20 protein-coding genes and 2 pseudogenes are annotated in these 20,066 nt (G+C 53.0%); 8 read left to right on the forward strand and 14 right to left on the reverse strand.

The window, feature by feature from the left end:
• Positions 1–124 precede the first annotated feature (124 nt).
• From ACLHV8_RS09520 to ACLHV8_RS09540, 5 genes are all read right to left on the reverse strand, one after another.
• Positions 125–1,252: an NADH-dependent flavin oxidoreductase gene (locus ACLHV8_RS09520; RefSeq protein WP_049005645.1), complete on the reverse strand. Its 1,128-nt coding sequence runs from the start codon at positions 1,250–1,252 to the stop codon at positions 125–127.
• Between the two features lie 39 nt (positions 1,253–1,291).
• Entirely contained in the window at positions 1,292–2,125 is an 834-nt protein-coding gene (locus ACLHV8_RS09525) for an SDR family NAD(P)-dependent oxidoreductase (protein WP_049005644.1), read from the reverse strand.
• Between the two features lie 72 nt (positions 2,126–2,197).
• The gene (locus tag ACLHV8_RS09530) at positions 2,198–2,836 is read right to left on the reverse strand and encodes an SDR family oxidoreductase (protein ID WP_208594997.1); all 639 of its coding nucleotides are present in this window, start codon (positions 2,834–2,836) and stop codon (positions 2,198–2,200) included.
• 18 nt (positions 2,837–2,854) lie between these two features.
• A complete protein-coding gene (locus ACLHV8_RS09535; RefSeq protein ID WP_208594972.1) occupies positions 2,855–3,787 on the reverse strand; it encodes an alpha/beta hydrolase in 933 nt (310 codons plus the stop codon).
• On the reverse strand, positions 3,784–4,707 hold the full coding sequence (locus ACLHV8_RS09540) for an alpha/beta hydrolase (RefSeq protein WP_049005641.1): 924 nt from the start codon (positions 4,705–4,707) through the stop codon (positions 3,784–3,786). Before ACLHV8_RS09540 ends, ACLHV8_RS09535 begins: the two co-directional genes overlap by 4 nt.
• 136 nt (positions 4,708–4,843) lie before the next feature.
• Here ACLHV8_RS09540 and ACLHV8_RS09545 point away from each other — a divergent pair, with 136 nt between their 5' ends.
• A complete protein-coding gene (locus tag ACLHV8_RS09545; protein ID WP_049005640.1) occupies positions 4,844–5,743 on the forward strand; it encodes a LysR family transcriptional regulator in 900 nt (299 codons plus the stop codon).
• 113 nt (positions 5,744–5,856) lie between these two features.
• On the opposite strand, the pseudogene ACLHV8_RS09550 reads toward ACLHV8_RS09545, so the two are convergent.
• The 4 genes and pseudogenes from ACLHV8_RS09550 to ACLHV8_RS09565 form a co-directional block, all read right to left on the reverse strand.
• Positions 5,857–6,141 (reverse strand): annotated as a pseudogene (locus tag ACLHV8_RS09550) (aminoglycoside phosphotransferase); the annotation flags it as partial.
• Between the two features lie 38 nt (positions 6,142–6,179).
• Positions 6,180–6,794, reverse strand: a complete 615-nt coding sequence (gene dmsD, locus ACLHV8_RS09555) for a Tat proofreading chaperone DmsD (protein WP_049005639.1) — start codon at positions 6,792–6,794, stop codon at positions 6,180–6,182.
• 93 nt (positions 6,795–6,887) lie between these two features.
• Positions 6,888–9,326: pseudogene (ynfE, locus tag ACLHV8_RS09560) on the reverse strand (selenate/tellurate reductase subunit YnfE).
• 131 nt (positions 9,327–9,457) lie between these two features.
• A complete protein-coding gene (locus ACLHV8_RS09565) occupies positions 9,458–9,724 on the reverse strand; it encodes a DUF1161 domain-containing protein (protein WP_208594973.1) in 267 nt (88 codons plus the stop codon).
• 104 nt (positions 9,725–9,828) lie between these two features.
• On the opposite strand from ACLHV8_RS09565, the gene ACLHV8_RS09570 reads away from it, so the two are divergent.
• Positions 9,829–10,539, forward strand: coding sequence for a YnfC family lipoprotein (locus ACLHV8_RS09570; RefSeq protein WP_208594974.1), 711 nt, complete (start codon positions 9,829–9,831; stop codon positions 10,537–10,539).
• A gap of 17 nt (positions 10,540–10,556) precedes the next feature.
• Here the strand turns inward: ACLHV8_RS09570 and speG are convergent, their stop codons facing one another.
• Together speG and ACLHV8_RS09580 are read right to left on the reverse strand one after the other, a co-directional pair.
• Complete coding sequence (speG, locus tag ACLHV8_RS09575; protein WP_208594975.1) at positions 10,557–11,117, reverse strand: spermidine N1-acetyltransferase; 561 nt, start codon at positions 11,115–11,117, stop codon at positions 10,557–10,559.
• Entirely contained in the window at positions 11,117–11,455 is a 339-nt protein-coding gene (locus tag ACLHV8_RS09580) for a DUF1283 family protein (protein WP_028017573.1), read from the reverse strand. Before ACLHV8_RS09580 ends, speG begins: the two co-directional genes overlap by 1 nt.
• Before the next feature lie 152 nt (positions 11,456–11,607).
• On the opposite strand from ACLHV8_RS09580, the gene ACLHV8_RS09585 reads away from it, so the two are divergent.
• The 5 genes from ACLHV8_RS09585 (at position 11,608) to ACLHV8_RS09605 (ending at position 17,421) form a co-directional block, all read left to right on the forward strand.
• Positions 11,608–11,934 carry a YnfA family protein gene (locus ACLHV8_RS09585; protein WP_208594976.1) on the forward strand — a complete coding sequence of 109 codons (327 nt, stop codon included), beginning with the start codon at positions 11,608–11,610 and terminating at the stop codon, positions 11,932–11,934.
• Positions 11,935–12,045: 111 nt separating this feature from the next.
• Complete coding sequence (gene manD, locus ACLHV8_RS09590) at positions 12,046–13,260, forward strand: D-mannonate dehydratase ManD (RefSeq protein WP_208594977.1); 1,215 nt, start codon at positions 12,046–12,048, stop codon at positions 13,258–13,260.
• 14 nt (positions 13,261–13,274) lie between these two features.
• Positions 13,275–14,294, forward strand: a complete 1,020-nt coding sequence (locus ACLHV8_RS09595) for a Zn-dependent oxidoreductase (protein ID WP_208594978.1) — start codon at positions 13,275–13,277, stop codon at positions 14,292–14,294.
• A 73-nt stretch (positions 14,295–14,367) separates the two neighbouring features.
• Positions 14,368–15,735: an MFS transporter gene (locus ACLHV8_RS09600; protein ID WP_208594979.1), complete on the forward strand. Its 1,368-nt coding sequence runs from the start codon at positions 14,368–14,370 to the stop codon at positions 15,733–15,735.
• Between the two features lie 222 nt (positions 15,736–15,957).
• Positions 15,958–17,421 carry a mannitol dehydrogenase family protein gene (locus tag ACLHV8_RS09605; RefSeq protein ID WP_208594980.1) on the forward strand — a complete coding sequence of 488 codons (1,464 nt, stop codon included), beginning with the start codon at positions 15,958–15,960 and terminating at the stop codon, positions 17,419–17,421.
• 43 nt (positions 17,422–17,464) lie between these two features.
• Here ACLHV8_RS09605 and ydfZ read toward each other — a convergent pair whose 3' ends face one another.
• Positions 17,465–17,668, reverse strand: a complete 204-nt coding sequence (ydfZ, locus tag ACLHV8_RS09610) for a putative selenium delivery protein YdfZ (RefSeq protein WP_014831738.1) — start codon at positions 17,666–17,668, stop codon at positions 17,465–17,467.
• Between the two features lie 286 nt (positions 17,669–17,954).
• Between ydfZ and ACLHV8_RS09615 the strand changes: the two genes are divergently transcribed.
• Complete coding sequence (locus ACLHV8_RS09615; RefSeq protein ID WP_028017567.1) at positions 17,955–18,386, forward strand: universal stress protein; 432 nt, start codon at positions 17,955–17,957, stop codon at positions 18,384–18,386.
• A gap of 35 nt (positions 18,387–18,421) precedes the next feature.
• Here ACLHV8_RS09615 and ACLHV8_RS09620 read toward each other — a convergent pair whose 3' ends face one another.
• Both ACLHV8_RS09620 and ydfG read right to left on the reverse strand, forming a co-directional pair.
• On the reverse strand, positions 18,422–19,108 hold the full coding sequence (locus ACLHV8_RS09620; RefSeq protein ID WP_208594981.1) for a GntR family transcriptional regulator: 687 nt from the start codon (positions 19,106–19,108) through the stop codon (positions 18,422–18,424).
• A gap of 91 nt (positions 19,109–19,199) precedes the next feature.
• Positions 19,200–19,946, reverse strand: coding sequence for a bifunctional NADP-dependent 3-hydroxy acid dehydrogenase/3-hydroxypropionate dehydrogenase YdfG (ydfG, locus tag ACLHV8_RS09625; protein WP_108090002.1), 747 nt, complete (start codon positions 19,944–19,946; stop codon positions 19,200–19,202).
• Positions 19,947–20,066: the final 120 nt, after the last annotated feature.

Here is a 20,066-nt window from a genome sequence, read left to right on the forward strand (position 1 = left end):
AGCGGACCTTCTCGCCCTGTATGGATAGAAAGCTACAAATTGATGTTTCACCTTCCAGATAGTTACAGGCAAAACGGTATATTTCAGAATTACCTGTACTGATGTCTGATTACTCAGGTCTTGTTTATGTCGGGAACCATCCGGGCGTTTTCTGAATCACTTGCCATAGTTTTTCAGGGATCGCTAATTCGTCTGACCGTTGAGACAGGATAAGCATGTTTTTTACCTTATTCTCATGGCCTGCCTGCACCAGCTCCATCCAGTCGGGATTCATGACAATCGTCCGGCCTAAGGCAACCAGTGACAGTCCGGCCTCCAGAGCCTGTTGAGCCGCCTGTGACGAAGTAATTTTTCCGGCCGCCAGCAAAGGTAAACGCCCATTAAATTGTTCTACAAACCGCGCCAGAATTGTTTCCTTATCCTCACTACCCTGCGGCCGCTCAGTAAGTACGTCGTGGAGTGAGATATGGAGATAGTCAATGAGAGTCTCTTTCTCTAACTGACACACCAGAGCCTGGGAGTCATTAATCCGTAATCCTCCGTCTCCTGACTCTTCCGGCGATAACCGGTAACCCAGTAAAAAGGGTTTCCTGGCATGAGTTTCAATAACCCGCCGGACTTCCCGAACGACCTCCAGCGGGAAACGCATCCGGTTTGCTAATGAACCACCCCATTCGTCAGTACGCTGGTTAAACCAGGGGGAGAAGAAGTTCTGGATAAGAAAACCATGTGCGCCGTGCAATTCGACACCATCAAATCCGGCCTCAATTGCGCGGCGAGTGGCTTCGCCGAAGTCATGAATGACATCAAGAATTTCGTCATGTTCCATCGCCCGGCTGGCTTGTTCCCCGCGATTAAAAGGGCCAGCCGGAGCGGCCAGGGCGCTGGCGCTGACCAGCTCTCCACCAGTGATGAGTTCGGGAACCGCTTTATTACCGGCATGAAACAGTTGCAGGATTGCCAGCGCCCCCCCGCTTTTTGCCGCATCAGCCAGTTTCCTCAGACTCGGGATAAAACGATCATCGTAGGCTGCGAATTCATTGGTGAAACCCACTCCGTTTCTCTGAACATGAGCGCATCCCGTTATCACTAATCCCACACCGGTAGCGCGTGCCCGATAATAGTTTACTTCTTCATCTGAAATAGTTTCATCGTCATTAGCGGACCAGGTGGTCATCGGTGCCATAACGACGCGGTTACGCATCCTGAGGCCATTTTTAAACGTGAAGGCCTGGGTTAATAAGTCAGTCATTGTACTCTCGATATTTAAAACATCGGGTGCTTACACCCATTAATCAAAATCGGTTGTATTACTCAGCGCCGCAAATTCGCGTATCTCTTTAATACGGGCTTCCAGCGAAGGCATTACATAACTGATAGCGTCATTCCCTATAAGCAGCTGTCGGGGTGGGTTCTCCATTTCAACCATCTGACAAACGACCTGTGCAAGTTTGGCCGGGTCCCCTTGCTGTTGACCATCTGCGGATGCCAGTAACTCACGCGCATCGCCGAAATCGGCATAGTCCTCAATCTTTTTTTCGCCATAGTGGGCCGAACTATTGCTGAGAAACTCTGTGCGGAAGAAACCGGGCTCAATCGCGGTGACATGAATACCAAGCGGCGTAACTTCATCGGCAAGGGCCAGCGTCATACCTTCAACGGCAAACTTCGATGCAGAATAGAATGTAGCGTTTGCGACCGCTTTGACACCCGCGATCGAGGACGTATTAATAATGCGTCCGCTATGCTGCTGGCGCATGACCGGTAAGACAGCGCGTAGCACATTGGCCGTGCCGAACACGTTAGTGGCAAACTGCAGCTCTATTTGTTCAGCGGTTGCCTCTTCAAAGCGACCCAGCAGGCAGAATCCCGCGTTGTTAACCAGAACATCAATACGCCCGAAACGGCGAACAGCGGCATCTACAGCAACCTTAGCCTGGTGCTCATCGCGAACATCAAGCTCCAGCAGCGCAATATTCTCCGCCGCTACCGTGCTGAATATTTGGCGTAATTTGTCCATATTACGCCCCGTTGCCACCACACGATCTCCCTGTTGCAAAGCGGCATTCACTATACTGACCCCCATACCGCGGGCAGCCCCGGTTACAAACCAAACACGATTCATCTCAGTTCACCTCGATAAGTTTAAGAACCCGTACTGCAATACAAGCTGTACGGGTAAAAGGGCATGATTGATTTACATAAAGTACGGCTTGTCGCCGTCGGTCCCGGGCTGGTTAACACCGATATTTTCACCGATATGTTTTTCAGGTTTATCAATCATATCGGCGATTAATGCGGCAACGCTTTTGCGTGATACAACCGTGCCTTTGAACGGCTCATTGCGGGTAGTGAGTTCATAATCAATCGTATCTTCATCCGTCAGCCAAGCCGGACGCAGGATGGTGTAATCCAGCCCGGAGGCTTCAATCGCATCAGCCGCACGGCGGAATGGTCTGAGAGGTTCGCCAATAATGGCGTTATTCCACTCACCGAATTTTCCCGGGACTTCATCATAGATACCGAGAGAAAGGACGAAAATCAGGCGTCTTACGCCAGTGGCTTTCATCGCCGCAATCACCGCCTTCGCCTGTAGATCTAAATCCTCCCCGGTCAGATTGGCGTAAACCACATCCTGACCCACCATGGCCTGTTCCAGCGCCGCATGGTTTAACACATCGCCCATGATAATCCGGCTATTGGCCGGGTGAGGCTGGGTGATTTTTTCTGGCTGACGGGCAAATAACGTCTGTATGACGCCTGGTTTATCGGCCAGTTGGTCGATAACATGGCGGGCAATCTGCCCGCTGGCGCCAAGTACCAGGACTTTTTGAATGATGTTTTTCACAGGGCATTACTCCAGGTGTGCGGCAAAGAACGGAAGTACTTTTGACATCGCTTCACTAACCGCTTCCGGTTTGTCATACAGTTCGTAATGCGAAAAATCGGCTAATGAGACCAACTGACGGTCACGCGAGGCTACAGCCCGGCCATAGATTTCCAGCCCGTCACGGTAAGCACCGAAAGCACCCACTTTTTCACCAACTACCACCATTACTGGCTGAGTCAGCAACACTTCGGCGAAAGCGAAGGCATCCCAGGCCAGAGTTTTCTGCGCATGAGAGAACACCATCCGCGTTGCCCCGCCTGGCTGCTGGCCGCGTGGCGTTTTGTAGTAGTCTGTTGCCTCAAATACATCACGCTCAGTCAGCCCACTAGCCTTTGCCATTTCCAGGCTGGCGGGGAGCAGTTCATTAACCTGAACCTCCCCCCCACGGGCTTCATTTGTACGCTGTGCCGCCATCGCATTCAGCGCGCCAATAGGGTCGTAATTGCTGAAGCCTTCGCGAAAAAGACGACCGATATTTACGCCGGTGATGCTCACCACGGCTTTAATACGTTTCTCCGTCAGTGCGGCATTAATGGCATAGCCACCGCCGCCGCAAATGCCCAGCACGCCAATCCGTTCAGCATCGACATACGGCAGGGTGACGGCGTAATCAATAACCCGACTGATATCTTCCACGCGCTGAGTCGGATCCTCCACCCAGCGTGGAGAGCCGCCGGACTCCCCCTGGAAGCTGGCGTCATAGGCGATCACGACATAGCCTGCTTCAGCCAGCGCTTTTCCGTAGACATTGCCGGACGTCTGTTCCTTACAGCTGCCAAAAGGGTGGACGCTGATAATTGTCGGATACTGTTTTGACTCATCGAACGTAGGTGGAAACTGAACGTTGGCGGCAACATGCCAGGCCATATCGGCATTCTGGATTTGAACATGTTTCATGACAGAATCTCCCCGAAGAATGGGGCTAATACGGAAACGGCTTCAGCGACGTAGGCTTTACCGTCATACAAGTCCATGTGGTTAGCACCTTCGACCATGTGGTACCGCTTGTCCTGACTTGAGGCGCGATCGTACAGATCATCGCTCATCCATTTACTTCCCGCCACGCTACCTGCAACAATTTGCAGTGGCTGGGTCAGGTAAATCTCCGCCATATGGTACGCGTCGTAGGTAATGATCTGGTTGAGGCTGCGCAGCGTGGCGTATCCAGGGGCCGTCGGGTACTGTGCCCGTGGCGTGTGGTAGTACTCCCAGGCCTGGCGCAACTCTTCATTTGGAGCATCAGACTCCTTCATGGGAGCCAGCGGCATGGTGGCATATTCACTGCTGCTGATATCGGTGCTACGGGCATTTGAACCGGCTTCAACATACGGCAGTGCATCAATGGACTTCACATTGTTTTCCCAGCCGTTGCGGAACATTGAGCCGATATTAACGGCGCTGACCGTTCCGATGGCCTTGATACGGCGATCCTGAATCGCGGCATTGGCGGTATAGCCCGCACCGGCGCATATTCCCATAGCGCCAATTCGCGCGGTGTCGACATAAGGCAGTGTGGTCAGGTAATCAATCACTGCGCTGACATCTTCGGTACGGATGTACGGGTTTTCCAGCTGGCGCGGTTCGCCGCCACTTTCGCCCTGATAAGACGCATCGTAAGCCACGGTCACAAACCCTTTTTCTGCCAGCTTTTCGGCATAGGTACCGGCGGTTTGTTCCTTAACGCCGCCCCCCGGATGCGAAACTACAATAGCCGGGTACTTGCGGCTTTCATCAAATGCGGGTGGGAAATAAAGCACGGCGGACAAAGAGATTGTCGGGATATTGCTGTTGGTGAAGCTGATTTTCTGGTTCATCATCCGGTTCCTCATGGGCTGTCGGTTATCTGTCATGCTTGATGGGATAACTATAGCCATTGATTATTAAGATGATTAGACCCAAAATAATGACTGGACTTATCATTTAAATGATTAATATCCCGGATGGAAAAAAGAGATGAAACGCGATGAGATAGCCGATCTGATGGCCTTTGTGGCCGTCGCCGAAGAGCGTAGTTTCACCCGGGCCGCCGCCCGTCTTGGCATGGCGCAGTCAGCGTTAAGTCAGATAGTTCGTCGCACGGAAGAACGGTTAGGGTTACGGCTTTTAACGCGAACCACACGCAGCGTGGTACCGACGGAAGCGGGTGAACACCTTTTGTCTGTTCTTGGCCCAATGCTGCATGACCTGGATTCTGCTCTGACTTCCCTGGGCGACCTGCGCGATCGTCCGTCTGGCACCATACGCATTACCACAGTGGAACATGCCGCAAAGACCATATTGTTGCCCGCCATGCGCACGTTGTTGCAATCCCATCCCGAAATTGATGTGCAGATACTCATCGATTACGGCCTGACTGATGTCGTCTCTGAGCGCTTTGATGCCGGGGTTCGCCTGGGGGGAGAGATGGACAAGGATATGATTGCTGTTCGAATCGGACCCGATATCCCGATGGCAATTGTTGGTGCGCCGGATTATCTCTCGCGAAAAGGTATTCCAGTGTCTGTGGCGCACCTGGTCGATCATCAGGCTATTAATCTGTTCCTTCCGTCATCGGGCACCGCAAATCGCTGGAGATTAGTGCGTGGAGGGCGCGAAGTCAGGGTTCGCATGGAAGGACAACTTCTATTAAATACAATAGATCTGATCCTCGATGCCGCAATTGACGGGCACGGCCTCGCGTATCTGCCTTATGACCAGGTTCAGCAGGCTATTGAAGAAAAAAAACTGACCCGCGTTCTGGAGAAATTTACCCCTGACTTACCTGGGTATCATCTGTACTACCCACACCGCCGCCATGCGGGTTCGGCATTTTCTCTGTTCATTGATGTGCTGAAGTATAAACGGGAGGTTTAACTATTCTTTTTGATGGTCATTCCAGGCGTTCAGAGGGTACTAATACACCTTAGTGCAACGTCCGCTTGTGGCACAAAGCGGACATCATTGTCTGTAACTGGGCCATTGTTCATTCATAGCATTTTGACGACATCATCTAACCAGTCTGGAAGATGTTCTCTATACCAGTTGAGATACAAAGGAAATGCTGCTTTTTGCCGCTCATTGAGCAGCACAATGACTTCGGTGACAATCCATGCTTTGGCAATAGCGTTTAGAAATAGCAATAAATGCTCGCTTCGTTCCCAGTTACCGGCATTGCTATCGCTTGATACCAGGTATTGGTTACCAAACAAAACATCACTATATTTCTGAAAAAGCCGTAGCTGCTGTGCAGCTTTATCAGGTAATGCCAGGAGCTACAGCCAACCCTTCAACCATAAGCAAGTCAAAGCCCTTAGCGGTAGAGCGTTTTTTCGGCCACCGGAATAATTAGCCTTGATTGCCAGTCCGCAAGCGTCAACTGTGCGAGCTTGCCCAACGCGGCATAAAACGGATGCCCGGCGTTGTCGACAAACACTGACAGGAAGCGGGTGCTCCACGGCAATAGATGCCAGGCCAGAAGCTGATCGCACTGCGCCTCGCGGCCATTCTCGGCCAGCCACGCCGCAAGCAGCAGCACGGTACCGAAATGATCTTCCGGTTCGTTCTGCTGCATCTCAAAGGCGATATTGTTTTCCCGCATCCACTGGCGCAGCGCGAGAGTCGAGTCGCCAAACAGCACGGATTCACGGTCGAGCCAGACGGAACCCCACGGAGGAGCGGGTAGGGCGTAAGGGCCGATAAATAACCGTTGCCAGGCGTCCGTCAGTGACTCATCGGCAGACGTGGCGAAGGTTTTAGCAACAGGTTGCAGAGTGTCCGATGGCAGGGGCCAGTCCTGAACCCATTCACCAGCGCAAAGGGCCTGCACCAGCGGTTCAGCCTGCTTGCTGTCAGGAGAAAAATAAAACAGCGCGCCCAGTACCCGGGCGCTAAACGCTAACGATTCACGATGCGATATGTCTTTCATTAAACCTTCCTTGCTCGCGCGGATGACGTCCGCGCGACTGTGTTAACCTATAATACTGACCATAGAATAAACCATGGTCTTGCGTTTCACCCTCTACACCTTCTCGATCTGCACCAGATTGGTGTGCTGCGGGTTGCCTTTCGCCAGCGGAGAAGGTCGATGGGTCGTCAGGGTGTTGATACAAGAGCCGTGGTCGATACGATCGCCGTTCATATTGGCGTCGTGCCAGGCTCCCTGTCCCATGGCACTCACGCCGGGCATGATGCGCGGCGTGACTTTCGCTTCAATTCTCACCTCACCGCGATCGTTAAAGACGCGCACCGTATCGCCGTTTTTAATGCCGCGTTTTTCAGCATCAACAGGATTAATCCAGATCTCCTGACGACAGGCCGCTTTCAGCACGTCGACGTTGCCATAGCTCGAATGAGTACGAGCTTTAAAATGGAAACCGAACAGCTGCAGCGGGAATTGGGTGCGCTCGGGGGCATCCCAGCCGTCAAATGTCGAAGCGTAAACCGGAAGAGGGCTGATGGTTTCATCTTTGGCCAGCTCCCAGGTTGCCGCAATCTCTGCAAGTTTGCTGGAGTAAATCTCAATCTTACCCGAAGGGGTTTTCAGCGGGTTAGCCTCCGGGTTATCGCGAAATTTTTTATAGGCCACGAAGTGCCCGTTGGGATCTTTGCGCTTATAGATGCCCATTTGTTTCAGTTCATCATACGACGGCAGCTGCGGATCTTTTTCGAGCATTTTGGCATACAGATACTGCAGCCATTGTTCCTAGGTACGGCCTTCGGTGAATTTCTGGTGAATATCAGCCCCAAGACGTTTAGCCACTTCGCTCATGATCCAGTAGATAGGCTTGCGTTCAAACTTCGGTGCGGTCACGGGCTGAAGGAAAATCAGGTAACCCATGTTTCCGGCGTAATCATTGGGAATGATGTCTTCCTGCTCGACAGTCATGAGATCCGGCAGCAGGATATCGGCGTATTTCGCCGATGACGTCATGAAGTTGTCGATCACCACGATGGTTTCGCACCTGGTTTCGTCCTGCAGGATGTCGTGGGTTTTGTTGATATCCGAGTGCTGGTTGATGATGGTGTTGCCTGCATAGTTCCAGATAAATTTGATGGGCACATCAAGCTTATCTTTACCGCGAACGCCGTCGCGCAGGGCGGTCATTTCCGGCCCACGAGCGATGGCATCCGTCCAGCTAAAGCAGGAGATTTGCGTTTTTATCGGGTTATCCGGCAGCGGCATTCGCTCGATGGTGATGGTATACGTCGACTCACGCGCGCCGCTGTTACCGCCGTTGATCCCCACGTTTCCGGTTAAAATCGGTAACATGGCGATGGCGCGGGCTGTCAGCTCGCCGTTAGCCTGACGTTGTGGCCCCCAGCCCTGACAGATACAGGCCGGTTTTGCGGAGCCAATTTCGCGCGCAAGCTTAATGATGCGATCGGCCGGTATGCCCGTAATGCGAGAGGCCCATTCCGGGGTCTTGGCTGTTTGGTCGTCACCCTGGCCGAGAATATACGCTTTGTAGTGACCGTTAGCGGGAGCGCCTTCCGGGAGCGTTTTTTCGTCGTAGCCAACGCAGTATTTATCCAGGAAAGGCTGGTCGACCAGGTTTTCGTCGATTAATACCCAGGCGATACCTGCCACCAGTGCGGCATCGGTGCCTGGACGGATCGGGATCCATTCATCTTCACGTCCTGCTGCGGTGTCGGTGTAGCGCGGGTCGATGACGATCATGCGCGCGTTGGAACGCTCGCGAGCCTGCTCGAGGTAATACGTAATTCCGCCGCCGCTCATGCGGGTTTCCGCCGGGTTATTACCGAACATCACCACCAGTTTGGTGTTTTCGATGTCAGACGTGCTGTTGCCGTCATTGCTGCCGTAGGTGTACGGCATCGCGCAGGCGATTTGCGCGGTGCTGTAGGTGCCATAATGACTCAGAAAACCGCCGTAACAGTTCATCAGGCGCGCGACCAGAGAAGCATAGGGGGAGGAGCGGGTGATATTGCCGCCAACAATACCGGAGGAGTAGTTAATGTAAACCGCCTCGTTACCGTATTTCTCCACCACACCTTTCAGGTTGCGGGCGATCGTATCCAGCGCTTCATCCCACGAAATACGCTCGAATTTGCCTTCACCGCGTTTGCCCACGCGTTTCATCGGGTAGTTCAGACGGTCAGGGTGATTGATCCGACGCCGAATAGAACGCCCGCGCAGGCAGGCGCGAACCTGGTGATTACCGTAAATATCCTCACCGGTGTTATCGGTTTCGACCCAATACACTTCGTCGTCACGGACATGCAGACGCAATGCGCAGCGGCTACCGCAGTTGACCGAACAGGCGCCCCAGACCACTTTATCTTCCACAGGGCTTATGGCGTTTTGCACCGCAGCGGCGGCGCTTTTCACGCCAAAGGGCAACGATAAACCACCGGCGGCAAGCGCCAGAGAACCTAAGGCAGTAGATTTCACGAGTGTTCGACGGCTAATTCCGCCGTGATGTTCAGTATCGGACATGGCTCACCCCATCATTATAATTGCGTATTTTTTTTCCCGTAATTACAACCGGGCTAATGATGGGGTGAGTGTTACTTATTTGGGGGTATTAAATATTAATCCTCATCAAATCAAAGGGGATTGAGGGTGAATTACTGAGCTTCAGCAGCACCGCTACCCGTACGGGTGTACAAGATTTTAAAGGTGTCATTGGCGCAATGGCCCACCACCTGTGTGCCCGGCTGGTCGGCCTGGTCGTTTGGCACAATGCTCAGGGTAAAACCTGACTCCGGCACGCCGTTGTTGATGATTTTCTGCTGAATGTCGCTTTTCACGCGTTCGCAGGAATCCGGTGCCGCCAGCGCGGCCGTTGAAGCACTCATTAACAGCAGGGCGGTAATCCAGGGTAACCGTTTCATCTGTAGCTCCTTATCTCTGTGTGTAGATTAATTTTAGCAGGCTTCGTGTAAACAACTGTATTTGCTAATATGATTGGGAATAATCTCTCTGTACGGTAATGAATGTGAATAAATACACAGCGATAACGCTACTGGCAGCGACACTGGTGGGGTGTGATAACAACACCTCGCCGCTGTCGTTTACCCCCGAGATGGCGAGCTTCTCTAACGAGTTTGATTTTGACCCTCTGCGCGGTCCGGTCAAAGACTTTACCCAGACGCTGTTCAATGAAAAAGGGGAAGTGTCTAAACGGGTCACCGGTACCGTGTCGACAGAAGGGTGTTTCGATACCCTGGAGCTGCACGACCTCGAGGCTAACACCGGTGTGGCGCTGGTGCTGGATGCCAACTACTACCTTGATGCGGAAACTCAGCAGCGCAAAGTGAAACTGCAGGGAAAATGCCAGCTGGCGGAATTACCATCAGCCGGGGTGACGTGGGATACCGACGATAACGGTTTTGTGGTGGCGGCGCATGGCAAAGAGATGGAGGTGAAGTATCGCTACGACGCGGACGGTTACCCGCTGGGTAAAACCACCGTCTCCGGGGATCAGCATTTATCCGTTCAGTCGACACCGTCTAAGGATATTCGCAAAAGAATGGATTACTCGGCAGTGAGCATGCTGAATGACAAGCCGTTGGGCAACGTGAAGCAGAGCTGCGACTACGATCGTCATAATAATCCTGTCAGTTGCGATCTCACAATAACGGACGATAGCGTCAAACCCGCCGTTGAGCGCAAATACACGATCAAAAACACGATTGACTACTACTGAGCATAAAGCCGCGCAGGTTACTGCGCGGTAGGTTTCAGCAGGCTGGCACTGGAGGGTTTATGTCCGGCCAGGTGCTGGTGCTGGAAGATGCACATGCGAATGGTATTGCGGTATTCACCGTTGATAAAGAATTCGTGTATCAACTCACCTTCCACCATAAAGCCCAGCTTGCGGTAGATGTGAATCGCTTTTTCGTTCTCTTTATCGACTATCAGGTAAAGCTTGTAGAGATTCAGGACGTTAAATCCGTAATCCATCGCCAGCTTCGCCGCGCGTGAAGCAAGACCTTTCCCCTGATGTTCCGGTGAAATAATAATCTGAAACTCTGCCCGACGGTGAACGTGGTTGATTTCAACCAGTTCAACAAGCCCGGCTTTTTCACCTTCACACTCCACCACAAAACGACGTTCGCTCTGATCGTGTATGTGCTTATCGTAAAGATCGGACAGCTCGACAAAAGCCTCGTAAGGCTCTTCGAACCAGTAGCGCATTACGCTGGCGTTGTTATCGAGCTGGTGGACAAAGCGCAGGTCCTCACGCTCCAGCGGACGGAGTTTTATATCACAGGGCGCTGACATTAAGGCGCTACCGTGCGGCCAGTACGGCGATCCAGGCAGCGCAGGGTATTTGGCTCCCAGTAAGCATTAACGTTTGCACTTTGCTGGCATTTATCACGCGCGTCAAAAGCGACATCCTCTTTGTCCCACTCTTTTTCCGCACGTTTGTTAACCTTCTGACGAAGGTTGCGGGTGTCATTCCATTGTTCTTTGTCCATGGCGGCGTTCTGGCGGCTCTGCGCGCTATCACCAGACTCAATAACGAGTTTACTGGTTTCCGCTGTTGCAGAGGCGGCAAAGGCGAACGATGACAGCGCCAGCAGGGCTGTCAGACAAAGGCGTTTGCTTAATGTAGTCATCGCGTTTCCTTTTAAGTGAGTGCAGATAATCACGTTATCCCGTTCAGATTCTACACCAAAGTAAAATTACGTCATACCCGTAGCCAGGGTATGGAAAAGTAAAGGACATCATCAGGTATGATGTCTAAATAAATCCTCATACAACGTTAAATATGATCAAAACCACACTCCTTTTTTTCGCCACCGCGCTCTGCGAAATCATCGGATGCTTCTTGCCCTGGCTCTGGCTGAAGAAGGGCGTAACGGTCTTGTTGCTCATCCCGGCCGGCGTGGCGCTGGCCCTGTTTGTCTGGCTGTTAACGCTACACCCGGCAGCCAGCGGTCGTGTCTATGCGGCTTACGGTGGAGTCTATGTCTGTACCGCACTGCTGTGGCTGCGCGTGGTGGATGGCGTAAAACTCAGCGCATACGATTGGGCCGGCGCGCTGATTGCCCTGTGCGGTATGCTGATTATTGTTGCGGGATGGGGGCGAGCCTGAGCGCCCGGTTTTTGTGACCGCTCGCTGATTTTATGATCATTATACTTGTATGGTAGTAGTGTGGATGAGTAAATTTCCAACATCACAACCAACGATGTAAGGAAAGGAATTATGAAGATTGTCGCGGCTGACGTGTTTGTTACCTGCCCGGGGCGGAACTTTGTCACGCTTAAAATCACTACCGACGAGGGGATTATCGGTCTTGGCGACGCCACGCTGAACGGGCGCGAACTTTCCGTAGCGTCTTATCTGAAGGATCACCTCTGCCCGCAGTTGATTGGTCGTGATGCCCACCGCATCGAAGATATCTGGCAGTTTTTCTATAAAGGTGCTTACTGGCGTCGTGGCCCGGTTACCATGTCGGCCATCTCTGCCGTGGATATGGCATTGTGGGACATCAAAGCCAAAGCGGCGAACATGCCGCTCTACCAGCTGTTGGGCGGCGCGTCCCGGGAAGGGGTGATGGTTTATTGCCACACCACCGGGCACACCCTTGAGGACGTGCTGGAAGATTATGCCCGTCACAAAGAGATGGGTTTTAAAGCGATCCGCGTCCAGTGTGGCGTACCGGGCATGAAAACAACCTACGGCATGTCAAAAGGGAAAGGGCTGGCGTATGAGCCTGCCACGAAAGGAGACTGGCCGGAAGAGCAGCTTTGGTCCACCGAAAAATACCTCGACTTCACTCCAAAGCTGTTTGACGCGGTACGCAGTAAATTTGGTTTCAATGAACATCTTCTGCACGACATGCACCATCGTCTGACGCCCATCGAAGCGGCGCGTTTCGGCAAAAGCATCGAAGAATTCCGTATGTTCTGGATGGAAGACCCCACGCCTGCGGAAAATCAGGCGTGCTTCCGCCTGATCCGCCAGCACACCGTTACGCCAATTGCGGTGGGTGAAGTGTTTAACAGCATCTGGGACTGCAAGCAGCTCATTGAAGAGCAGCTTATCGACTATATCCGTACCACCATTACCCATGCGGGGGGGATCACCGGGATGCGCCGCATCGCGGATTTTGCCTCGCTCTACCAGGTGCGCACGGGTTCACACGGCCCGTCGGATCTCTCGCCCGTGTGCCATGCGGCCGCGCTGCATTTCGACCTGTGGGTACCGAACTTTGGCGTGCAGGAATATATGGGCTATTCCGAACAGATGCTGGAGGTCTTCCCGCACAGCTGGCGCTTTGATAACGGTTATATGCACCCGGGCGATAAGCCGGGCCTGGGCATTGAATTTGATGAAAAGCTGGCAGCGAAGTATCCGTACGATCCTGCCTATCTGCCGGTGGCCCGTCTTGAAGACGGCACGCTGTGGAACTGGTAAGTGAGGAACGAACGATGAAAAGCATAGTGATTCAGCAGCCGAACCAACTGGTGATTGAAGAGCGTCCACACCCGGAACCTGCTGCCGGAGAAGTGCGTGTCAGCATTAAACTGGCCGGGATTTGTGGCTCAGACAGCCATATTTACCGGGGGCATAACCCGTTTGCGAAGTATCCGCGAGTGATCGGACATGAATTTTTTGGCGTCATTGATGCTGTGGGCGAGGGCGTCGACAGTTCGCGCCTGGGCCAGCGCGTCTCGGTTGACCCGGTGATCAGCTGCGGGCACTGCTATCCGTGTTCCGTCGGAAAACCGAACGTCTGCACCTCGCTGGTGGTGCTGGGCGTTCACCGTGACGGCGGCTTCAGCGACTATGCGGCAGTACCTGCTAAAAATGCCTGGCCTATCCCGGACGCGATCCCGGATAAACACGCCGTCATGGTTGAACCCTTCACCATTGCCGCCAACGTGACGGGGCAGGCCAACCCCACCGAGCAGGACGTTGCGCTGATATACGGCGCAGGACCGATGGGGCTGGTCACCGTTCAGGCGCTGAAGGGCGTCTACAAGGTGAAGCAGGTTATCGTGGTTGACCGCATCGATGAACGCCTGAAAATGGCCCAGCGCAGTGGTGCTGATTGGGTATTTAACAACAGCGAACAGTCCTTACAGGCTGCGCTGGAGGAAAAAGGCATCAAACCGACGTTAATCATTGATGCCGCCTGTCATCCGTCGATTTTGCAGGAGGCCATTACGCTGGCCTCTCCGGCGGCGCGCATCGTGCTGATGGGCTTCTCAAGCGAGCCGAGTCAGATTGCTCAGCAGGGCATCACCGGTAAAGAGCTGACGATTTTCTCTTCACGCCTGAACGCCAACAAATTCCCGGTCGTTATTAACTGGTTGGAAAAGGGGCTTATCGACCCTGAAAAATTGATTACGCACACCTTTGACTATCACCATGTAACAGACGCCATCGAACTGTTTGAGAAAGATCAGCGGCAGTGCTGCAAGGTCTTGCTGACATTCGACAAATAATAATTCACGCGGTTAAGAGCCTGCGCAGACAGGCTCTATGTGGTACGCATCTTACCTTTCAGAGATAGCCATTATGACGCAAATACAACCTCAAAGAACGACCTCCGATCTGGTGAAAGCCGCCGTCTCCGGCTGGCTGGGCACCGCTCTGGAGTTTATGGATTTCCAGCTCTACTCGCTTGGGGCCGCCCTGGTCTTCCATGAGATCTTCTTCCCGGAACAGTCTGCTGCGATGGCGCTGATCCTGGCGATGGGAACCTACGGTGCAGGCTATATTGCGCGCATCGTCGGGGCCTTTATCTTTGGCAGAATGGGGGACAGCATCGGCCGTAAAAAAGTGTTGTTCATCACCATCACGATGATGGGGATCTGTACCACCCTCATCGGTGTCCTGCCGACCTATGCGCAAATCGGGATTTTTGCACCTGTTCTGTTAGTGACGCTGCGCATTATTCAGGGGCTGGGGGCCGGGGCAGAGATCTCCGGAGCCGGGACCATGCTGGCAGAATATGCCCCGAAAGGGAAACGCGGCATTATCTCCTCGCTGGTGGCGATGGGGACCAACTGCGGGACGCTGAGCGCAACGGCTATCTGGGCTGTGATGTTCTTTGCCCTCGATCGTGAACAGCTGCTCGCATGGGGCTGGCGCGTACCGTTCCTTGCCAGTGTGGTGGTGATGATCTTCGCCATCTGGCTGCGGATGAACCTCAAAGAGAGCCCGGTATTTGAGAAAGTCAGCGATACAGAGACCGTGGTTCCCGATACATCTTTAGGTGCCATGTTTAAGAGCAAATCCTTCTGGCTGGCAACAGGTTTGCGTTTTGGTCAGGCGGGTAACTCAGGTCTGATTCAGACGTTCCTTGCCGGTTATCTGGTTCAGACGTTGCTGTTTAATAAAGCGATTCCCACTGATGCGCTGATGATCAGTTCGGTTCTCGGGTTTATCACCATCCCACTGTTAGGTTGGCTGTCGGATAAAGTGGGTCGTCGTCTGCCGTACATTATCCTGAATATCTCCGCCATTATTCTGGCGTACCCGATGCTGTCGATCATCGTTGATAAAAGTTATGCGCCGGGCGTGATTATGCTCTCGATCATCGTTATCCATAATTTTGCCGTTCTGGGGCTGTTTGCACTGGAAAACATCACCATGGCGGAGATGTTTGGTTCGCGTAATCGCTTTACCCGTATGGCCATTTCAAAAGAGGCGGGTGGTCTGGTGGCGGTCGGGTTTGGCCCAGTGCTGGCCGGGATCTTCTGCAATATGACCGGCTCCTGGTGGCCGATTGTCGCCATGCTGGTGGCCTATTCCGTGATTGGGCTGGTTTCTGCATTCCTGATGCCGGAAGTGCGTGACCGTGACCTGAGCGCGGCGCAAGATGCAGCGGAAGTCGCGCCAGAAGAGTCCGTAAGCTACGGAGCCGTCTCCTCACGGCGCTGATGGTTTATAACTTGAGTAATTTGTCACACAACTTTCAGCGTGTGTCACACCACATGAACAAAAGTTAATATAAATCAAAATTTCAAACTGAAGTATCAGTATGGTTAATGGCAGTTATTTTTTTACCCCAACTGCCATTCTAGTTGGTGTAGTCAGCAGGCGCTGCCGCTCTGGTCAATGGGCGGCAGTGGTTCACAGCGTTCTACTTAACGAGTCTTAATCATGGAAAACCGGTTATTACAGGCGAAAGCCACGCTTCCTCAGTACACTCGCGACGACCTGAAGGCACGCATTGTTCATCTTGGCTTCGGCGCATTTCACCGTGCGCATCAGGCGGTTTATGCCGACATTCTCGCAGCGGAACACGGCAGCAACTGGGGTTATTGTGAAGTAAACCTGATTGGCGGCGAGCAGCAGATTGCCGATCTCAACGCGCAGGATAACCTCTATACCGTGGCGGAGATGTCTGCCGATGCATGGACATCTCGCGTGGTCGGAGTGGTCAAAAAAGCACTCCATGCGCAGGTTGACGGGCTGGAGACCGTGCTGGCCGCGATGTGTGAACCGCAGGTGGCAATTGTCTCGCTGACGATCACCGAGAAAGGGTATTGTCACTCACCCGCGACCGGGCAACTGATGTTCGATCATCCGTTAATTGCCGCCGACCTGCAAAACCCCCATCACCCGACATCCGCACCCGGGGTAGTGGTTGAAGCCCTGGCGCGCCGTAAAGCTGCGGGTCTGCCTGCTTTCAGCGTGATGTCCTGTGACAACATGCCGGAGAACGGCCATGTGATGCGCAATGTCACCTGTGCTTATGCTCGCGCTGTCGATGGTGAGCTGGCGGACTGGATTGAATCCAGTGTCACCTTCCCGTCAACGATGGTGGACCGCATCGTGCCTGCAGTAACGGTAGACACGCTGAATAAAATCGAACAACTGACTGGCGTGCTCGACCCGGCGGCAGTGGCCTGTGAACCGTTCCGCCAGTGGGTGATTGAAGATAACTTTGTTGCCGGGCGTCCTGAATGGGAAAAAGCCGGGGCCGAGCTGGTGTCAGATGTTATTCCGTTTGAAGAGATGAAGCTGCGTATGCTCAATGGCAGTCATTCATTCCTTGCCTATCTTGGTTATCTGGCGGGTTACCAGCATATCAACGACTGTATGCAGGATGAAAATTACCGCCTCGCCGCGCATAAGCTGATGCTCAACGAGCAGGCGCCAACCTTAAAAGTGAAAGGCGTCGATTTAGGTCATTATGCCGATCTGCTGATTGCTCGCTACAGTAACCCGGCCCTGCGTCATCGAACCTGGCAAATTGCGATGGACGGTAGCCAGAAGCTCCCGCAGCGTATGCTGGATTCTGTGCGCTGGCACCTGGTGCATCAAAAGCCGTTCCCGCTACTGGCATTGGGTGTGGCTGGCTGGATGCGCTATGTTGGCGGTGTGGATGAACAGGGTAATACCATTGAGGTGAGCGATCCGCAACTGGCCGTGATTCAGGCGGCAGTGAAGGGAAGTACCGAGGGGGAAAGCCGTGTGAAAGCCCTGCTTGGCATCGAGGCTATTTTTGGCAGAGAGTTACCTGAAGAGGCTAGCTTTGTGGATGCGGTGATGAGCGCGTATCAGACGTTGCTACAGAAGGGAGCAAAAGCCACGGTGGCACAGTACGCCGCGCAACGATAATTCATCTCATGCCGCCGTTCGCGGCGGCATGTACGGGTACAATTTAGTGCATACCCAGGCGAATCAGTTCAATCGGTTCGAACTTACCTTCGCATCCTTCCACTTCCACCGTTTTGCTACGACGCACCTGCGCGGCATCCAGCCCGTCGCTGTGGATCGCTTTAATGACCCCAGTATGGCCTGTGCCGTTTATCATGACGCGGCTGCCAGTGGTAATTGCATTACGGTTACGGTCGTATGTCATCATGGTATATTCTCCTCTCTAACTTATCCGTTACGGCGCTAATTCAGGTTTGCCGTTCACGGGGCATATAAATACGCCTGTCCGCGCTTCATGTTTTTGTTTTTGATCAAACTCACACTTTTTTGTTTATTGCATCGAGTGCTGACGGTTCACGACAGCAATTTACAAAGCAGACCGTTATTTTCATAAGCTGATAGTTTCGATAGGGAAGCGTTGAGGGTTGGTTTATATTTCTGATGCCATTCTGGAGGCAGGAAATAACCCTTCATCGGAATAAGGAGTCAGGCTTATGTATAAGAAGATTTTGATGCCTGTTGATGTGTTTGAAATGGAATTAAGCGATAAAGCGGTACGCCATGCGGCCAACCTGGCAAAGGCTGAGGGCGCGTCGATTACCCTGGTCAACATTCTTCCGGCCAGCAGTCGCTCACTGCTGCGCGGGTTTAACGCTGATATAAAAAAATTTGAAGAGTATATGACCGCTGAATCCGGGAAGAAAATGAACGAGTTAAAGAGACTGTTCGATATCTCCCCTGAGAATATTCACGGCATGGTTCGTTTTGGCAATGTCCGCGATGAAATTATCAAGCTGAGCAAGGAAGGGGAATATGATGTGATCGTCATCGGGTCGAAAAACCCGGGCATCACCACTCATCTGCTTGGTTCAAATGCGGAATCTATTCTGCGCTACGCCACTATTCCGGTATTAGTCGTTCGTTAATTTCTTCGCCGCATCCGTAAGGGGTGCGGCAAATGTTACTCTTCGCTGAACCACTCGCTATTTTCCTGGCGAATAAGCTGCACGGATTCACTAATTTCCTGCAAATGTAGCGTCATCGCTTTTTCCACACCGTCTGCATCGCGTTTTTCAAGCGCATTAAAAATATCATGGTGCTGACGGAGCAGCATTTCCGGCGGGGAGACGTGGTCGAGGCTCATGTAGCGCACGCGGTCGATGGTGGCCTTAATGTTCTCGATAGTGTCCCAGGCGAGTTGACAGTCCGCAATTTGCGCCAGCTTCTGGTGGAATTCGTCATCCAGCAGGAAGAAATCATTGAGCTGTTTACGGTCAATCGCAATGCGCTGCTGGTGCAGATTTTGCTCCAGCAGATAACACTGGTTGTCGTTGATAAGCGTTGCAGCACGGCGCGCGACGGCACATTCAATCGCCTGGCGAACAAAACAGCCGTTGCGCACCTGCGAGAGTGAAATTTTGTTCACATAGCTGCCGCGCTGCGGGCGGATCTGAATCAGACCGTTTTCTGCGAGCTTAATAAACGCTTCGCGCACCGGCTGACGGGAAACGTCAAAACGCACGGACACCTCTTTTTCAGAAAGCGGTGTACCCGGTGGGATCAGGCAATGGACAATATCACGTCGCAAAATGCGATAGATTTGCTGGTTTACTGGCTGGGTGGGATTGAGTTGCGATTCAGCGGCCATGAGTTGTCATTTCTCAGAGAGTTAGCCAGAACATACTACCATTCTTTTATAACCCGAAACAGACCCGGCCCGCAGGCCGGGAAGGGCTCAGTTAGCCACGATGGACGCTAAGTCCGGCAAAACTCTGGCTGACCGGCATCATTTCTACAGTGTTGATGTTGACGTGTTTCGGCAGCGTCGCCACCCACCACACCGTTTCAGTGACATCTTCCGGCGTCAGCGCGTTAGCGTTTTCGTAGGTTTTGTCCGCTTTCGCGTCATCGCCTTTGAAGCGCACGTTGGAGAATTCTGTCCCGCCAACCAGACCCGGTTCGATATCGGTGACGCGAATGGCCGTGCCGTGCAGATCGGTACGCAGGTTCAGGCTGAACTGGCGCACAAACGCTTTGGTCGCGCCATAGACGTTGCCGCCCGCATATGGCCAGCTCCCGGCGGTGGAACCAATATTGATAATGTGGCCGCGGTTGCGCTCGACCATGCCCGGCAGCACTGCACGGGTCATATAGACCAGCCCTTTGTTGTTGGTGTCGATCATGTTTTCCCAGTCTTCAACGCTGGCTTTGTGGGCAGGCTCCATGCCCAGCGCCAGACCGGCATTGTTAACCAGCACATCAATGGCACGCCATTCGGCAGGCAGGTTAGTAATCATCTCTTCAATGGCCGCGCGGTTACGCACATCCAGTTGCGCGGTCAGGATGCTGTCACCCAATTCGTCTTTCAGCTCCTGCAGACGCTCCTGACGACGGCCCGTTGCAATCACCTTGTGTCCGTTGGCGACGAAGCGACGCGTGATGCTTTCACCAAAACCCGCTGTCGCCCCGGTAACTAAAATAATCATCTCACTGTTCCTCAACGCTTTTTGTGTGGTACTAACATAGCACGGTCGACGAGGGTGCGTTAAGGCAACATTTGTATGGCAGCATTGCAGGGGATGGCGGCCTGGCCTAATCTGGGAGGA

Origin of the sequence: Enterobacter sp. CPE_E863 (assembly GCF_046521465.1) — a bacterium.
Lineage (GTDB): Bacteria > Pseudomonadota > Gammaproteobacteria > Enterobacterales > Enterobacteriaceae > Enterobacter > Enterobacter adelaidei.

Excerpts from the sequence above, each read along its gene's own strand:
- ACLHV8_RS09615 (WP_028017567.1), top strand. The coding sequence starts at position 17,955 with ATGTATAAGAAGATTTTGATGCCTGTTGATGTGTTTGAAATGGAATTA.
- ACLHV8_RS09580 (WP_028017573.1), bottom strand. The coding sequence starts at position 11,455 with ATGACTACATTAAGCAAACGCCTTTGTCTGACAGCCCTGCTGGCGCTG.
- ACLHV8_RS09620 (WP_208594981.1), bottom strand. The coding sequence starts at position 19,108 with ATGGCCGCTGAATCGCAACTCAATCCCACCCAGCCAGTAAACCAGCAA.
- ACLHV8_RS09565 (WP_208594973.1), bottom strand. The coding sequence starts at position 9,724 with ATGAAACGGTTACCCTGGATTACCGCCCTGCTGTTAATGAGTGCTTCA.
- ACLHV8_RS09525 (WP_049005644.1), bottom strand. The coding sequence starts at position 2,125 with ATGAATCGTGTTTGGTTTGTAACCGGGGCTGCCCGCGGTATGGGGGTC.
- ACLHV8_RS09600 (WP_208594979.1), top strand. The coding sequence starts at position 14,368 with ATGACGCAAATACAACCTCAAAGAACGACCTCCGATCTGGTGAAAGCC.
- ACLHV8_RS09585 (WP_208594976.1), top strand. The coding sequence starts at position 11,608 with ATGATCAAAACCACACTCCTTTTTTTCGCCACCGCGCTCTGCGAAATC.
- ACLHV8_RS09540 (WP_049005641.1), bottom strand. The coding sequence starts at position 4,707 with ATGATGAACCAGAAAATCAGCTTCACCAACAGCAATATCCCGACAATC.
- ACLHV8_RS09535 (WP_208594972.1), bottom strand. The coding sequence starts at position 3,787 with ATGAAACATGTTCAAATCCAGAATGCCGATATGGCCTGGCATGTTGCC.
- dmsD (WP_049005639.1), bottom strand. The coding sequence starts at position 6,794 with ATGAAAGACATATCGCATCGTGAATCGTTAGCGTTTAGCGCCCGGGTA.
- ACLHV8_RS09605 (WP_208594980.1), top strand. The coding sequence starts at position 15,958 with ATGGAAAACCGGTTATTACAGGCGAAAGCCACGCTTCCTCAGTACACT.
- ACLHV8_RS09545 (WP_049005640.1), top strand. The coding sequence starts at position 4,844 with ATGAAACGCGATGAGATAGCCGATCTGATGGCCTTTGTGGCCGTCGCC.
- ACLHV8_RS09595 (WP_208594978.1), top strand. The coding sequence starts at position 13,275 with ATGAAAAGCATAGTGATTCAGCAGCCGAACCAACTGGTGATTGAAGAG.
- speG (WP_208594975.1), bottom strand. The coding sequence starts at position 11,117 with ATGTCAGCGCCCTGTGATATAAAACTCCGTCCGCTGGAGCGTGAGGAC.
- ydfG (WP_108090002.1), bottom strand. The coding sequence starts at position 19,946 with ATGATTATTTTAGTTACCGGGGCGACAGCGGGTTTTGGTGAAAGCATC.
- ACLHV8_RS09520 (WP_049005645.1), bottom strand. The coding sequence starts at position 1,252 with ATGACTGACTTATTAACCCAGGCCTTCACGTTTAAAAATGGCCTCAGG.
- manD (WP_208594977.1), top strand. The coding sequence starts at position 12,046 with ATGAAGATTGTCGCGGCTGACGTGTTTGTTACCTGCCCGGGGCGGAAC.
- ydfZ (WP_014831738.1), bottom strand. The coding sequence starts at position 17,668 with ATGATGACATACGACCGTAACCGTAATGCAATTACCACTGGCAGCCGC.